14 protein-coding genes are annotated in these 15376 nt (G+C 71.2%); 8 read left to right on the forward strand and 6 right to left on the reverse strand.

Annotated features, from left to right (window positions below; genetic code table 11):
* Window positions 1-19: 19 nt before the first annotated feature.
* The gene (locus tag PCA76_RS11210) at window positions 20-565 is read left to right on the forward strand and encodes a GNAT family N-acetyltransferase (RefSeq protein ID WP_272617297.1); all 546 of its coding nucleotides are present in this window, start codon (window positions 20-22) and stop codon (window positions 563-565) included.
* Here PCA76_RS11210 and PCA76_RS11215 read toward each other — a convergent pair.
* The gene (locus PCA76_RS11215) at window positions 555-1043 is read right to left on the reverse strand and encodes an FBP domain-containing protein (RefSeq protein WP_272617299.1); all 489 of its coding nucleotides are present in this window, start codon (window positions 1041-1043) and stop codon (window positions 555-557) included. The two genes, PCA76_RS11210 and PCA76_RS11215, sit on opposite strands and share 11 nt — an antisense overlap.
* A 61-nt stretch (window positions 1044-1104) precedes the next feature.
* Here PCA76_RS11215 and PCA76_RS11220 point away from each other — a divergent pair, with 61 nt between their 5' ends.
* Both PCA76_RS11220 and PCA76_RS11225 read left to right on the forward strand, forming a co-directional pair.
* A complete protein-coding gene (locus tag PCA76_RS11220; RefSeq protein ID WP_272617301.1) occupies window positions 1105-1674 on the forward strand; it encodes a TetR/AcrR family transcriptional regulator in 570 nt (189 codons plus the stop codon).
* 33 nt (window positions 1675-1707) lie between these two features.
* Window positions 1708-2328 carry a DUF1684 domain-containing protein gene (locus PCA76_RS11225; protein ID WP_272617303.1) on the forward strand — a complete coding sequence of 207 codons (621 nt, stop codon included), beginning with the start codon at window positions 1708-1710 and terminating at the stop codon, window positions 2326-2328.
* Between the two features lie 110 nt (window positions 2329-2438).
* On the opposite strand, the gene PCA76_RS11230 is transcribed toward PCA76_RS11225, so the two are convergent.
* Entirely contained in the window at window positions 2439-3026 is a 588-nt protein-coding gene (locus PCA76_RS11230) for a general stress protein (protein ID WP_272617305.1), read from the reverse strand.
* Between the two features lie 120 nt (window positions 3027-3146).
* Between PCA76_RS11230 and PCA76_RS11235 the strand changes: the two genes are divergently transcribed.
* The 3 genes from PCA76_RS11235 (at window position 3147) to PCA76_RS11245 (ending at window position 8621) form a co-directional block, all read left to right on the forward strand.
* The gene (locus PCA76_RS11235; protein WP_272617307.1) at window positions 3147-4979 is read left to right on the forward strand and encodes a glycoside hydrolase family 15 protein; all 1833 of its coding nucleotides are present in this window, start codon (window positions 3147-3149) and stop codon (window positions 4977-4979) included.
* Window positions 4980-5129: 150 nt separating this feature from the next.
* Window positions 5130-8012 carry a ricin-type beta-trefoil lectin domain protein gene (locus PCA76_RS11240; RefSeq protein WP_272617309.1) on the forward strand — a complete coding sequence of 961 codons (2883 nt, stop codon included), beginning with the start codon at window positions 5130-5132 and terminating at the stop codon, window positions 8010-8012.
* Between the two features lie 108 nt (window positions 8013-8120).
* Window positions 8121-8621, forward strand: a complete 501-nt coding sequence (locus tag PCA76_RS11245; protein WP_272617312.1) for a metallophosphoesterase family protein — start codon at window positions 8121-8123, stop codon at window positions 8619-8621.
* 144 nt (window positions 8622-8765) lie between these two features.
* Here PCA76_RS11245 and PCA76_RS11250 read toward each other — a convergent pair whose 3' ends face one another.
* Complete coding sequence (locus tag PCA76_RS11250; protein WP_442930253.1) at window positions 8766-8987, reverse strand: DUF3072 domain-containing protein; 222 nt, start codon at window positions 8985-8987, stop codon at window positions 8766-8768.
* A gap of 104 nt (window positions 8988-9091) precedes the next feature.
* On the opposite strand from PCA76_RS11250, the gene PCA76_RS11255 reads away from it, so the two are divergent.
* Window positions 9092-10030, forward strand: coding sequence for an NAD(P)/FAD-dependent oxidoreductase (locus PCA76_RS11255; RefSeq protein ID WP_442930254.1), 939 nt, complete (start codon window positions 9092-9094; stop codon window positions 10028-10030).
* A gap of 52 nt (window positions 10031-10082) precedes the next feature.
* Here PCA76_RS11255 and PCA76_RS11260 read toward each other — a convergent pair whose 3' ends face one another.
* From PCA76_RS11260 to PCA76_RS11270, 3 genes are all read right to left on the reverse strand, one after another.
* A complete protein-coding gene (locus tag PCA76_RS11260) occupies window positions 10083-11378 on the reverse strand; it encodes a cation:proton antiporter domain-containing protein (RefSeq protein WP_272617316.1) in 1296 nt (431 codons plus the stop codon).
* Between the two features lie 106 nt (window positions 11379-11484).
* Window positions 11485-12162: an HAD family hydrolase gene (locus tag PCA76_RS11265; protein ID WP_272617318.1), complete on the reverse strand. Its 678-nt coding sequence runs from the start codon at window positions 12160-12162 to the stop codon at window positions 11485-11487.
* Window positions 12163-12189: 27 nt separating this feature from the next.
* Complete coding sequence (locus PCA76_RS11270; RefSeq protein WP_272617320.1) at window positions 12190-14328, reverse strand: ATP-binding SpoIIE family protein phosphatase; 2139 nt, start codon at window positions 14326-14328, stop codon at window positions 12190-12192.
* 198 nt (window positions 14329-14526) lie between these two features.
* Between PCA76_RS11270 and PCA76_RS11275 the strand changes: the two genes are divergently transcribed.
* A complete protein-coding gene (locus PCA76_RS11275; protein WP_272617322.1) occupies window positions 14527-15336 on the forward strand; it encodes a mechanosensitive ion channel family protein in 810 nt (269 codons plus the stop codon).
* Window positions 15337-15376 lie beyond the last annotated feature (40 nt).

Below are 15376 nucleotides of genomic sequence, written 5' to 3' on the forward strand. Positions count from 1 at the left end.
TGTGCCAGACTCCGGCCTCGTGGAACACGTGGAGCTCGCCGCCGCCGACCTGTTGCTGCGCCCCTGGCGGGACGAGGACGCCCCGGCGGTGCGCGACGCCCTACGCGATGAGGCGATCGCCCAGTGGAACCCGCAGGGTGGTGGCCCGATCGACGACGAGGTCGCGTTGCTCTGGATTCGCCGCCGGGCCGACTGGTCCTCCGGCAGCCACGCCTCGATGGCGGTGACCTCGGCGGCCGACGGCAAACTGCTGGGCTCGGTGTCGCTGCACGGCATCCACGACGGCGACGGCTCCATCGGCTACTGGACGGTGGCCGCGGCACGCGGGCGTGGGGTGGCGGTGCGCGCCGTCGTCCGGCTCACCGAATGGGCGTTCGCCGACCTCCGGCTGCACCGGGTGGAGTTGTGTCACGCGGTGGCCAACCCGGCCTCCTGCCGCGTCGCCGACCGGGCCGGTTTCCCCGCCGAGGGGACGCTGCGCGAGTCGTACCAGTACGGCGACGGCCGGCGCTACGACGAGCACCTGCACGCGCGCCTGGCTACCGACCGTCAGATCACTCGTTGACCTTGCGGAGGAACGCCGCGAGGGCGGCCCTCACGTGGTCGATCCTCTCCGGCAGGGGCAGCGGGTCGGGCATGGGCGGCCCGGCGTGCTTCTTTCCCCGCAGATAGAGCGGGCAGGCCAGGTCGGAGCACATGTAGGTGCCCACGGAGTCGCCCTGTCGTCCACTCGGCCCGGCCTTGCGGGCGGTCATCAATGAGACGCCGTCGCCGAGGTGCGTGGTCAGGCAGAGCGAGCACATGCTGCGCCGCACCCGCCCGATCTGGTGCGTCGCGGCCCGCAGCGTTACTCCGACGAGCTTGCCGTCGGACTCGGCGAGCAGGTAGGCCCGCTGCGGTGCGGCCGGGTCCCGCCAGCCGAAGAAGTCGAGGTCGTCCCAGGGGCGCGTACCAAGATCATTCGGTACGGCCATCCGCTTCGCCTCGCCCTGGGTGCAGTTGACGAAGGACTTGCGGATGGCGGATTCGGTCGGCTGTAACATAGGTAGCAGCCTAGCTCTCCTAGGCAAACGATTATTGCGGCTAGGTTTTGGGGTGTGGTGCATGGCACGTGCAGGGGTTACCGCCGAGCGCCTGACCCTGGTCGCGGCCGACCTGGCCGACGAGGTGGGCGTGGAGAACGTGACCGTCGCCGCGCTCGCGCGCCACTTCGGTGTCAAGGACGCGAGCCTGTACTTCCACATCAGGAACGCGCGGGACCTGCGGGTCCGGATCGCCCTGCTGGCTCTGGCGGAGCTGGCCGACCGGGTCGCCGCCGCGCTCGCCGGCCGCGCCGGCAAGGACGCGTTGGTGGCCTTCGCCAACGCGTACCGCGCCTACGCGAGGCAGCACCCGGGTCGGTACGCCGCCATGCAGATCGACCTCGACCCGGAGACGGCCGCCGCGAGCGCCGGCGTCCGGCACGCCGAGATGACCCGGGCGATCCTGCGCGGCTACCGGCTCTCCGAGCCCGACCAGACCGACGCGGTACGGATGATGCACAGCACGTTCCACGGGTTCGTGACCCTGGAGAAGACCGGCGGCTTCCGCCACACCCCGCGCGCCACGGACGATTCGTGGTCCCGCACCCTGGACGCGCTCGACGCCGTCCTGACCAACTGGCCACCACGCTGAGGTGCCACACCGCGACGGCATAGGCTCGGTAACGTGGATGATCTGGAGCTGGTCGACTGGCGGGAGCGGGTGGCCCGGCTGTACCTGTCCGACGTCGACCTGACTGGGTTCCGGGCAGGCCGCGACGAGCTCTTCTCCACCCACCCGCAGAGTCCGATCCCCCCAACGGAGCGGGCCGGCTTCTCCGGGGTGCGCTACTTCCCCGCCAACCCGGACGCCGTGGTGGAGGCGCCACTGCGGCCGGCCAGCGGTGAGCTGCGGATCGACACGGGCGGGCCCGACGGGGTGGTCGCGTACCGGCGGGTCGCCGTGGCCGAGACTCCGTGGGGGCCGCTGACCCTGTGGTGGATCGAGGCGTACGGGGGTGGGCTGTTCGTACCGCTGCGCGACGGCACCTGCGGGCGGGAGACCTACGGGGGCGGCCGGTACCTCACCGACACCGTGAAGGGCACCTTCGGCCGGGGAGTCGAGCTGCTGCCCGGCGACCGGGTCCGGCTGGACGCCAACTACCTCTATAACCCGAGCTGCGCGTACGACGACCGCTGGGCCTGCCCGCTGGCACCCCCGGAGAACCGCGTGGACGTGCCGCTACGGGCCGGCGAGCTGGCGTACGCACCATCGCCCCGCGATCTTGCAATTACTGCCTCGACATAGCGGGCATCGAACGCATCTCGGCGACCGAAACTGCAAGATCGGCGGGGTGTGTGCGCCGCACGGCGCACGGCCGTCCCGGCGTGGTGCCGGGACGGCCGGTCGATCGTCGCTCAGCGGGCGTTCGTGGTCGAGCTGGGCATCTGCATCCGACCCAGCAGCTGTCGGGCCTGGTCGGCGAGCTGCGCGTCGACGGTCACCGCGTACTGGCCGGCACGTAGTGAGCTGGCCGAGGTGAAGTCGCGCTGCCCACCCGTCATGGCGTGTGCTACCGCACCGAAAACGGCACCCCAGATCGCACCGATGACCAGCCCGACGAGGATCACCGCCAGCCAGTTGCCGACGGTGAAGATGCCGAACAGCAGGCCGATGAAGAGCCCGAACCAGGCACCGGTGCCGGCGCCGAGTAGGCCGGCTCGACCGGTGGTCATCCGCCCGAGCACCGTCTCCACCAGGGTGAGGTTGGTGCCGACGATGGCGCTGTGCTCCACCGGGAAGCGGTTGTCGGCCAGATAGTCGACGACCCGCTGCGCGGCCGGATAGTCCGGATACGAGCCGATCGTCACGGTGGGCGGGCCGGTTTCCGGCCCGTGGCCGTTACCGGACGGTGTCGACAGGCGGCCGGCCGGCCCGGATGGAAGCAGGTCGCCATCCTGTGTGCCGGGCCGCCACGCGGCGGCCGGCCCCGAAGCTGACGTCATGAGCATCCTCCCTCGTCAGCTCCCGGGGTTCCCGCCCACGCCGACCGGTAACGCGAGCCAGCACGCTGGGTGCCGTCCCCGCCTGGGGAATGCGCGCGGGATGCCCGGGTAGCCAGTCAGGTGGAGAACGGACGGATCAGCGACTACGGTTTCCTCGCCGACGGCCGCAGCGCGGCGCTGGTGGACTCCTCGGGCTCGGTGAACTGGTGGTGCCCGGGCCGGTTCGACGCCCCGTCGGTCTTCGGGCGGCTGCTCGACGACGGCGCCGGGCACTGGTCGATCCGACCGGAGGGCGACTATTCCGTCGAACGCTGCTACCTCGACGACACCCTCGTGCTGCGGACGGTCTTCCGCACCGCGCAGGGGGAGGTCGCGCTGACCGACGCGCTCGCCTTCGAGCCCGGCTCGCGAGGTCATGACATCGGGCTGCACCCACCGCAGGTGCTGGTCCGTAGCGTGCAGGGACTCTCCGGTGCGGTACCGATGCGGGTGCACTACCGGCCGCGCTTCGAGTACGGGCGCACCATCGCGTACCTGGTCGAGCGGGAGGACATGCTGGAGGCCATCGCCGGGGCCGCGCGGCTCACGTTCCGCAGCAGCGTGCGGTTGGTGTGCGGCGACGACGGCGAGGCCACCGCGACGTTCACCGTCCGCGCCGGCACGACCCACAACTTCAGTCTCGGGTACGCCCCGACCTACGACGCCCCACTGCCGGAGGTGCCGGACGCCGACCAGACCATCGCCGACACCGTCGCCGGCTGGCGGTCCTGGGCCGGCGAGCACGAATATGAGGGGCTCTACGCCGAGCAGGTGCGGCGCAGCGGGCTGGTGGTGCAGGGCATGACGTATCGGCCGAGCGGGGCGGTGGTGGCCTCGGTGACCACCTCGCTGCCGGAGGAGCTCGGAGGGGACCGCAACTACGACTACCGGTACGTCTGGGTTCGCGACTTCAGCCACACCCTGCGGGCGCTGTGGCGGTCGGCGTGTTTCGACGAGGTGCGGCGGCAGTTCGCCTGGTTGGGTCGGGCGATGGGCCGGATCGGCGATCAGCCGGTGCCCATCATGTACGGGGTGCTGGGGGAGCGTGACCTCACCGAGCATCGGCTGGAACAGCTCGGCGGTTACCGCGACAGCGTGCCGGTGGTGACCGGCAACGACGCGTGGCGGCAGCGGCAGAACGACATCTACGGCGCGGCGATGGACGCCGCCTGGCTGATGCGGGACCAGTTGGAGCCGTTCGACCCGGAGGTCTACCACCTGCTTCGGGTGCTCGCCGATCAGGCCGAGCAGGGCTGGAAACTGCCGGACGCGGGGATGTGGGAGGAGCGTGGAGTCCAACACCACCACGTGTCCTCGAAGGTGGAGTGCTGGGTCGCACTGGATCGGGCGGTCCGCTTCGGCGACAAGCTCGGCGGTCCGCAGGACCTGGCCCGCTGGACGGCGGCCCGCGACGAGGTGCGCGCGGCGGTGCTGGAGCGGGGGTGGAGCGACCGGCTCCAGTCGTACACCGGGATCTTCGATTCTGACGAACTGGACGCGTCGGTGCTGGTGATGCCGCTCGTGGGGTTCCTGCGGGCCGACGACCCGCGGATGCGTTCGACGGTGCGGGCGGTGGAGCGGCGGCTGTCGCACGACGGCCTGCTGCGGCGCTGGGACGGCGACCCGGCGGGCTTCGTCATCTGTTCGTTCTGGTTGGTGAGTTGCCTGGCGTTGGCCGGTGAGCGGGACCGGGCGCACGAGTTGTTTCGCGATCTGGCTGGTCGGGTCAACGACCTGGGCCTGTTCGCCGAGCAGATCGACCAGCAGACCGGGGAGCAGTTGGGCAACTTCCCCCAGGCGTTCTCCCACATCGGCCTGATCAATGCCGCCGGTGTGCTCACCGACGTGGAGCAGGACCCGACGTTGCGCGAGTGCGGCATGCCCCCGGCACACTTCACCCCGACGCGCGACTGAGCCGTACTTTCGTCTAAATCTTGACAACTTTCTATCTCATGATGCGAAGTTCTATCGTCTTCCAGTGAAAGACGTTAATGTCCGGGACACCACGGTGCTCCTCCAGTCGGCGGGAGCGGCACCGAGATCCCCCGGACAGCTGGAGGTCTCGTGTCCCGCACTCCGCGCCGACGTCTCGTCGGCGCCACCACCCTGTTCACCCTCCTCGCCACCCTCTTTCTCGCCCCGCCGGCCACCGCCGAGGGGCCGGCAACCGCATCCGCGGCGCGGGCCAGTGCGGCCCTGGCACCGCCCGCCACCGTCGGCTTCGAGAAGATCGCCCTCGACGGCGGGCTCTCCATGGGGGAGCCGATCGAGCTGGCCGTCGCCCCCGACGGCAAGGTCTTCTACATCAACCGGGGCACCAGCAGCGCCGGCGGTCAGGTCCGCCTCTTCAACCCGGCGACGAGTTCCACCACGGTCGCGCTGACCCTGGCACTGGACGCCCGGTTCGAGGACGGCCTGATCGGCATCACCCTGCACCCGAGCTTCGCGAGCAACCGCTGGGTCTACCTCTTCTACTCGCCCAAGGTCACCCCGCTGGTCAACCGGATCAGTCGGTTCACCTTCAACCCGTCCACCCTGCTGCTCGACCCGGCCAGCGAGGACATACTGATCGAGTGGCCCACCGAGCGGGACCTGTGCTGCCACTCGGCCGGCTCGATGAGCTGGGACACCGCCGGCAACCTCTACTTCGCCGTCGGCGACAACACCAACTCCGGTGGCGACTCGGCCGGAATGGCCCCGATTGACGAGCGGACGAGCCGCAACCCGCAATACGACGCCCAGCGCACCTCCGGTAACACCAACGACCTGCGCGGAAAGATCAACCGGATCCACCCGGAGAACGACGGCAGCTACACCGTCCCTGCCGGCAACCTCTTCGCCGCCGGCACCGCGCGAACCCGCCCGGAGATCTACGTGATGGGCGTGCGCAACCCGTACCGGATCTGGGTGGACCGCAAGGTCAACAACACGCTCTACTGGGGCGAAGTGGGCCCGGACGCCGGCGTCGACCTCGCCAACCGCGGCCCGGCGGCGTACGACGAGTTCAACCGGGCCACCACGCCCGGCAACTACGGCTGGCCGTACTGCGGCGGCTCGAACGTCGCCTACAACGACTGGGATTTCGCCACCGCCACGCCGCGCGGCTGGTTCCCGTGCGGCGGCTCGACCGGCCCGGTCAACAACTCGCCCCGTAACACCGGCCTGCAGCAACTCCCGGCGACAAAGCCGGCGCTGGTCTGGGAGCAGCACGGCGGCAGCGAGGACTGGCCGGCACTGGACAACCCGGGTGGGTGTGGTTCGCCCAACCACGTCGAGGTCTACCACTACGACCCCAACCTCGTCTCGGACGTGAAATGGCCGGCCTACTACGACAACAAGTGGCTGATCTCCGAGTACTGCCGCAACTGGATCAAGGAGGTCCAGTTCGACAATGGCAATCCGTCCACCGGCGCGCCGACGGTGATCGAGCCGGTGCTCGCCGGCATGAAACTCGTCCATCCGATCGACTGGCAGTTCGGGCCGGACGGCTCGCTCTACCTGCTTGAGTACGGCAGCGGCTACTTCTCCGGCGCCGTCGACGCCGGTCTCTACAAAATCAACTACGTCCAGAGTGGCCGCTCCCCGATCGCCAAGGCCACCGTCGACAGGGACAACGGACTGGCCCCGCTGGCCGTGACCTTCTCCAGCGCCGGCAGCTCAGACCCGGACGGCGATCCGCTGACGTACGCCTGGGACTTCACCAACAACGGCAGCCCCGACTCGACCGCCGCGAACCCGTCCTTCACGTACTCCGCCAACGGCAGCTACAACGCCCGGCTCACCGTCAGCGACGGCACCGGCCGCAGCGCGACCACGTTGGTGCCGGTGGTCGTCGGCAACAACCGGCCGACGGTCACCCTGAACGGACTGCCCGCCGGCGGGCTCTTCGACTGGGGGCAGGACCTGGCAGTGAGCGCCACCGCCAGCGACCCGCAGGACGGCACGCCGGCCTGCTCGGCGGTGGTCGTCCGGGCCGCGCTCGGACACCAGGAGCACGCCCACGAGGAGGGGGAAGGGACCGGTTGCGGCGCCACCTTCAACACCGGCCCGGTGCACGCCGGCCCCGACTCGGTGCTGTTCTTCGTGCTCCGGGGCAGCTACACCGATCGCGGCGCGACCGGCTCGGCCGTCCTGACCGGGGAGAAGGACATCAGCCTGTACCCGAAACAGTGGCAGGCCGAGCACTTCGTCCAGCTCAACGGACCCAAGGTGATCGACCAGGCGGCGGCCGAGGGCGGCAAGCGACTCGGTGACATCCAGAACGGCGAGAACGTCCGGCACCACGCGGTGAGCCTCAAGGGCATCACCGGAGTCCGGGCACGCGTCTCCTCCGGCGGCCCCGGGGGCGCACTCTCCTTCCGGTACGACTCACCCACCGGCACCGAGGTCGCCCGGATCGCGGTGCCGAACACCGGCGGGTGGGACAACTACACCGAGTTCAGCGCCACGGTGACCAAGCCCGACGACGGCACGCACGACCTGTTCCTGGTCTTCACCGGCGGCAGCGGCGCGCTGTTGGACGTCGACAGCTACACCTTCACCGGGCCGGGGGTCGGCGTTGGCGGGCCGCGCACCGGGGAGGTCAAGGCCCTCGGCAAGTGCGCTGACATCGCCTCCAGCCAGACCGCCAACGGCACCCCGGTGCAGACCTGGACCTGCAACGGCACCGCCGCGCAGCGCTGGACCCTGCCCGGCGACGGCACGGTGCGCGGGCTCAGCAAGTGCCTGGACGTGAAGGCGAGTGGCACCGCCGAGGGCACACTCGTGCAGCTCTACGACTGCAACGGCAGCGGGGCCCAGCAGTGGGCCGCCCAGCCGGACGGCAGCCTGCGCAACCCACAGTCGGGGCGCTGTCTGGACATCCCCAACTCCGACCTCACCGACGGCAGGCAACTGCGGATCTGGACCTGCAACGGCACCGGGGCGCAACGCTGGACCCTGCCCTGACCGGCCCCTGATCAGCCCCAAGCCCGTTCCCCTCAGGCGACAGGGCGAAGTCCGGCCGTCCACCCGCGTCCCCGGGTGGGCGGCCAGGGCGCGGGGGAGAATGCCGAGATGCGGCTCGTACTCACGGCGGACACCCACCTACCGAAGCGGGCCCGGGATCTGCCCGGGCCGCTCTGGACGGCCATCGAGGAGGCGGACGTGGTGGTGCACGCCGGCGACTGGGTGGACGAGGCGCTCCTCGACGCGATGACCGCGCGTTCGCGGCGACTGATCGGGGTGTACGGCAACAACGACGGCCCGGCGCTGCGCGCCCGGCTACCGGAGGTGGCCCGGGTCGAGCTCGACGGCCTGCGGGTCGCGGTGGTGCACGAGACCGGGCCGCGGACCGGTCGCGAGCAACGGTGCGCGGCCCGATTCCCCGACGTGGACCTGCTGGTCTTCGGGCACTCGCACATCCCCTGGGACACCGAAGCGCCCGGTGGGCTGCGCCTGCTCAACCCCGGCTCACCCACCGACCGTCGCTCCCAACCCGACGCCACCTACCTCACCGCAGAGGTGCGCGCCGGCCGCCTGACCGAGGTGGAGCTGCACCGCCTACCCCGTAACTAACCCCACCCTCACGACCTTGCCCCCTGCCCCCGCCCCCCACCCCCGCGATCTTGCACTTGCTGTCGATTTTTTGCGACTTGTGCACCTTTTTGTCCCGGCAGAAAGTGCAAGATCGCGTGGGGTGGGGGTGGGGTGGGGCGGGGGTTACTGGCCTCGGCCGGTTTCGGCTTGGAGTTCGTCGATGCGCTTGGACGCTTCGGCCTTGGTCAGGTCCGGGGGAATCTCTGCGTTGGCTTCGCGGGCCAGGGTCCCTAGGTAGGACTCCTGGGCTGCGGTGGGCGGTTCGTCGCCGGTGACCCACTCGTCCGGGTCCTTGATCGCGGCGCTCTGGTCGGCCTGCTCGTTATCGCGGTCAGTCACAGTCATCATCCTTTCTTCGAACAGGTGTGCCATTACCCTGATCTTCCGCGGTTCATGCCTGCCCGCTCGCCGCCACCTACGATCACCGGATGAAGGTGGACCGGTCGAGTGTGGTGGTGGTCGGGGCGGGAATCGCCGGGGTGGCGTGTGCGGTCGAGCTGACCAGGTCCGGAGTGCCGGTGCAGGTCCGGGAGCGGGGGCACGTCTGCGGTGGCCGGATGGCCAGCAAACGCTTCGAGGGGCGGCCCGCGGACATCGGCGCCGCGTACTTCACCGCCACCGACCCGGACTTCACCGCCGTGGTCGAGCAGTGGAGCGCCGCCGGCCTGGTCCGCGAATGGACCGACACCTTCCAGGCGTACGACCGGACCGGGCGCCACGACGTGCCCGGGCCGATGCGCTTCGCCGCGCCGCGCGGGCTGCGCTCGTTGGTCGAGCACCTGGCCGGTGCGGTGCCGGTGACCGTCGACCGGCTGGTGCTCATGGTGGAGCCCGGGCCGACCGTGGACGGTGTGCCGTGCGCGGCGGTCGCCCTGGCCATGCCGGGCCCGCAGGCCGCCCTTTTGCTCGACCCCGCACTGACCGACGCCACCCGGGTCGTGCAGGCGCAGCACTGGTCTCCGTCGCTGGCGGCGGTGCTGCGCTTCCCGACCCGCCGCTGGCCGGACTTCCGGGGCGCGTTCGTCAACGACCACCCGGTCCTCAATCTTGTCTGCGACGACGGCGACCGGCGCGGTGACGGCGCGCCGGTACTTGTCGCGCACACCGTGCCGGAGTTCGCCGCCGGGCACCTGGCCCAGCCCACCGGGGCCGGCCCGGCGATCGAGCAGGCCGTCCGGGACCTGCTGGGGTTGCCCGAGCAGGCCGTCGACGTGCGCGTGCACCGCTGGACGTACGCGAAGCCGACCAGCGGCGCCGCCGACGCCACCCACCACCTGGACGCCGACGGGATCGGCCTGGCCGGCGACGCGTTCGGCAAGCCCCGGGTGCAGAGTGCGTGGCGCTCCGGCCGGGACCTCGGCCGTGCCCTGGCGGCCCGCCTGGCCTGACCGCGCCCGGCCTGACTGGCTCCTCTGACCCGCCGGGCGGTTGGTCCGGTGTTCAGGCGTGTCCGGCTGCGGCCACGGGCCGGGCGTCAGTGTCACGTTCGGTCGGGTCGGAGGTCCGCTCGCCCGTCCGGTCGAGCAGTTGCATGACCGGGGTCGCCGTGACGCCGTGCAGCACCACGGAGACGAGCACCACCAGCCCCACGGTCGCCCAGAGCAGCTCGGCCTGCGGAAAGTCGGCCTTCGTGGTGGCGTACGCGAGGTAGTAGAACGAGCCGACGCCGCGGATGCCGAAGAACGAGATGACCCAGTGCTCGGCCGGCCGTCCCGGTGCGCCGCGCAGTGACAACCAGCCGGTCAGCGGCCGGATCACCAGCACCAGCGCCAGCCCGACGGCGGCCGCCGACCAGGTCAGCGGAACCAGCAGGCCACCCACGATCGCGCCGCCGAGCAGCAGCAACAGCACCAGCGTGAGGAGCCGTTCGACCTGCTCGGAGAAGTCGTGCAGCACCGAGTGGAACTTGCTGGTCCGCTCGGCCGCCCGGATCGCCCGGGCAGCCACGAACACCGCCAGGAAGCCGTACCCGCCGACCACCTCGACCAGCCCGTACGCCAGGAACGTGGCGGCCAGCGCCAGGAAGCCCTCGGCGTGCCGGGCCAGCCGCAGCTCGCTGGGCGCGCGGAAGAACAACTTGCCGAGCAGCCAGCCGATGAGCAGGCCACCGCCGACGCCGACGATCACCTTCCAGAGCACGTCCACGGTGAACCACTCGGCGAACCAGTCGCTCGGGGCGAGGCTGGTCGAGGCGATGGCGATGGCGGCGTAGACGAACGGGAACGCCAGCCCGTCGTTGAGGCCGGCCTCGGAGGTCAACGCGAAGCGGACCTCGTCCTCGGAGTCTTCGACGTCCGTTGGTTCGCCGACCTGTACGTCGGCGGCGAGCACCGGATCGGTCGGTGCCAGCGCGGCACCCAACAGCAGCGCGGCGGCGGGTACCAGCCCCGCCCACCACCACCCGAGCAGGGCCACCGCCGCGATGCACAGTGGCATCGCGATCGCCAGCAGTCGCCAGGTGGACGACCACCGCCGCCAGCTCAACGGCCGGTCGATCTTGAGCCCGGCGCCCATCAGCGCGACGATCACCCCGATCTCGGTGAGGTGCGTGGCCAGCTCGGGGTGCGCCAGCGGGTCCGGTGTCGGCAGCCCGACCGGCAGCAGGAATACCAGCATGCCGAGAGCGAGGAAGGCGATCGGCATGGACAGTGGGCGCTGCTCCAGCACCCGCGGGAGGATGCCCGCGAGCAGCGCGCCCAGGCCCACCAGCGCGAACGCCACGTCTACCGGCTCCACGGCACCACCTTTCAGCCGCACCCGCGAGGCGCGGGCAGGTGGTGACAGACCATGCCCCGCAGGGCTACCGGCTATGCGCGTACGGGCCGGCGAACCGGAGTGAGCCTCACCTCGGGCGGGTGAGCGGCGAGTCCGCCAATTCACCCAGCAGCGCGGCCGGGTCGTCGTACACCGCCACCGCCCCGGCGCCGGCGAGCTCGCCGCGGCTGGTGCCGCCGCAGGTCAACCCCACACACGGGATGGCCAACGCGCCGGCCGCGACGACGTCCCAGACCGAGTCTCCGACGAAGACCACCCGCTCGGCGGCCAACCCGGACTGCTCCAGCGCGGCGACCAGGATGTCCGGTGCCGGCTTGCTCTGCTTGGCGTCCGCCGAGGAGGTGATTGTGTCGATCACGTCGTCGGCAGCCAGCGCCCGACGTAGCGCGCCCACCTCGGGTTCCGAGGCGGAGGTGGCGAGCACCACCCGCAGCCCGCGCTCGGCGCAGGCGCGCAGCAGGTCCGCCGCCCGGGGCAGCGGTGTGAGCCGTTCCCAGTACTCGGCGTACAGGGTGTCGTGCGCGTCGAGCAGCTTCGTGTCGGCGTCGCGGTCCCGCTCAGGGCCGAGCAGGTGGTCGAGGAGCTTGTCCGAACCCATCCCGATCGAGCGGTGCACCATCGCCATCGGCACCGGCTGGTCGGTCTGGCGCAACGCCTCCCACCAACTCACGGTGTGCAGGTAGGTGGTGTCGACCAGGGTGCCGTCGACATCGAAGAGGATTCCGGCGGGCCGGTCGGTACGCATGGACGTCCTCCTACCCGTTCGGGTGGTCTAGGAATGCGAGGCCGGCGGTGTGAGGATCTCGAACCAGACCGTGGAGCCGCGGACCGACGGGTCGGTGCCCCAGGCGTCGCTGAGCTCCTCGATCAGGCCGAGACCGCGCCCACGACTGCTCAACGTGTCGGTGCGGGCCCGGGTCACGGTGCCCCGCGTGCCGGAATCGGCGACCGAGACCAGCAGCCGCTCGGAGCTCAGGTCGATCTCCACCCGGGCAGCGGTGCCCGCGTGCAGCAACGCGTTGGTGGTCAGCTCGCTGGTGCACAGCACCGCCGCCCCGATCACCGACTCCGGCACCTGCCACTCGGTGAGCTGGCCGGTCATCCAGTGCCGGACCCGGCTCGGCGCGGTCGGCTCGGCGGGCACCTCCATGCTGGCCGAGCGACTCGGCTTGAGCGCGTGCTCGACCGCCAGCACGGCCACGTCGTCCTCGGTGCCGCCCGGTACCGCTGCGGTGGCCACCGCGCAGAGCGCGCGAGGGTCGCCACTGCCGGCCTTGGCGACGGCGTCGCCGAGGGTGGCCAGCCCGGCGGAGAGGCTCTGCCGGCGACGCTCCACCACCCCGTCGCTGAACAGCAGCAGGGTGTCGCCAGGACGGAACGCGACCGTGATGGTGCCCGGCCGGCCGCCCAGACCCAGCGGCGGACCAGCCGGCACGTCGACGTACTCGGCGTGCGAGCGGCCCTCCGGGGTGCCTCGGCGGATCAGCGGCGCGGGGTGACCGGCGCTGGCCAGGGTCAGCTCCCGCCGCTCCGTGTCGATCACCCCGAACGCCACGGTGACGAAGAGCTCGTGGGTGCCGGCCTCCGCTCCCAGGCTCGTCACCAGCCGGTCCAACCCGGCCAGCACCGCGTCGGGCGCCGGGTCGGCCAGGGCCAGCGCGCGCAGCGCGGCCCGGACCTGCCCCATCCGGGCGGCGGCCTGCACGTCGTGCCCGGCGACGTCGCCGAGCACCACGCCGAGCGCGCCGCTGGGCAGCAGGAACGCGTCGTAGAAGTCGCCGCCGGCGGCGTTGCCGTCCACCCCCGGGTCGTAGCGGGCCGCGATCCGCAACCGGGGCAGGTCTGGCAGGTGCTCCGGCAACATGCTGCGTTGCAACAGCTGGGCCGTGCCGTGCTGGGTCTCGAACCGGCGGGCCCGCTCCGCGGCCTGGCCGATCAGCTCGGCCGAGGCGGCCAACAGCGCCCGCTCGGCGGGCGACCAGTTGTGCGGAATCTGGTAGCCGACCCCCAGCCCGCCGCGGACGACCGAGGTGCCCAGGGGCAGGGCCGCCATCGCCCGGATCTTCTGGTCGTGGCGATCCACGGCGGTCTCCCGCAGCGGCTGCCCGTCGCGGGTGAACGACGGGCCACCGGAGCGCGCCGCCTGCACCACCGGGGCTGACCAGTCCGCCGGAGCGCGCCGCCAGAGCGGGGGAAGCCGCTCGTCGGCCTCGTCCAGCAACTCGCCACGGACCCGGCGCACCATGCGCCAACCGCCGCCGCCCTCGTCGACCGCGAACGAGACCTGGTCGGGGTCGAATGTGGTGATCGCGTACCGCAACGCCACCCGGGCCACGTCGTCGAGGGTGAGCGTGCCGGCGAGCGCCGCGGCCACCTCGCTGAGGCTCTGCAACTGCTCGGTGACGTGGGTGGTCTCGGCCGCGACCGTCAGAATGCCGACGATCTGCCCGGCGCTGTCGCGCACCGCCGAGTAGCCCCGGGTGAAGACCGCCTGCTCCACGGTCGCGGAGTGCCCACGGACCAGCGGCAGCGTGGACTCCTTCTCCAGGAACGGCACGCCCTGCCGGTAGGCGCGCTCGATCACCCCACCGACACCGGGCAGCGCCCAGATCTCCGCGAACACCTCGGCGGCCGGGCGTCCGAGGGCGCTCGGGTGTTTGGTGCCCAGCAACTCGGCGTAACCGGCGTTGTAGAGCAGGACGAGATCGTCGCCGTACGCCAGGGCCATCGGCATCGGCGAGGCGAGGATCAGCTCGACCACGGCCCGGATCGCGACGTCCCAGCCCTCGCGTGGGCCCAGCGAGGTGCCGGCCCAGTCGTGGGCGAGCACGGCGGCAGCCGCACCGGGCCCCGTGGATGCGCCTGGGCCGGGAGTTGCTGGCGTGGGGACTCGCCCGACCGTTCCTGGCATGTTCGCAGCCTAGTCGGCCGCCCGGGAAAGGTATCCGATCATGGCCGCGGGTCGCCGCCACCCCTTTCGCGGTGGCCGTTCAGGCAGTTCACGGCCCCTGTCCGGCGGCCTGTCGCCGAAAACGCCGCGCGTTGCGCGGACTGCCGGACCAGTTGGCGGGTATGCGCCCGGCGCAGTCCATGCGACAGGAGGGACATCATGCTGAAAACCCTCGCGGTTCGGCAGGCCGACATCGGCGATGCCATCGCCGACACCTGGAGGTCGGTGCTGCTCTTCATCCCGAAGGCAGTGGCCTTCATCGTCATCCTCGTGGTCGGCTGGCTCATCGCCAGAGCGGTCCTCAAGATCGTGGACACGGTGCTGGAACGGGTGCGTTTCGACGAAGCCGTCGAACGCGGAGGCATCAAACGGGCACTGGAGAGAACGAAGTACGACGCCAGCGACATCCTGGCCAGGTTGGCGTACTACGCCGTCCTGCTGTTCACCCTGCAGTTCGCCTTCGGCGTCTGGGGGCCCAACGCGATCAGTGACCTGATCAGCGGCGTGGTGGCCTGGCTGCCACGGGCGTTCGTCGCGATCATCGTCGTGGTGGTGGCGGCTGCGATCGCCAACGCCGTCCGGGATCTGGTCACCGGGGCGTTGGGAGGACTCTCGTACGGCAAGGTTCTGGCCGACCTGACGGCGATCTTCATCATCGCGCTCGGCGTGATCGCCGCGCTGAACCAGGTGGGTATCGCCACCACGGTGACCACTCCGGTGCTGATCGCGGTGCTCGCCACGGTGGCCGGCATCCTGATCGTCGGTGTCGGTGGTGGTCTCGTGAAGCCGATGCAGAACCGCTGGGACGGCTGGCTGGACCGGGCCGCCCGAGAGGCCCGGGCGGTGCAGCAGCAGCGGCAGGCCACGGCGGCTGGGCGTAGCGACGTGGAGCGGCAGATGGCCGACCGCGGGGGTGACCACACCCAGGCGATGCCTCAGGTGGACGAGGCCCAGCAATACCGCTCGTAGCGGGCGTTACGGCACGGCGGGTGGGGAGGGTGTTCCGCGT

Source organism: Micromonospora sp. LH3U1, from assembly GCF_028475105.1.
Classification (GTDB): Bacteria; Actinomycetota; Actinomycetes; order Mycobacteriales; family Micromonosporaceae; genus Micromonospora.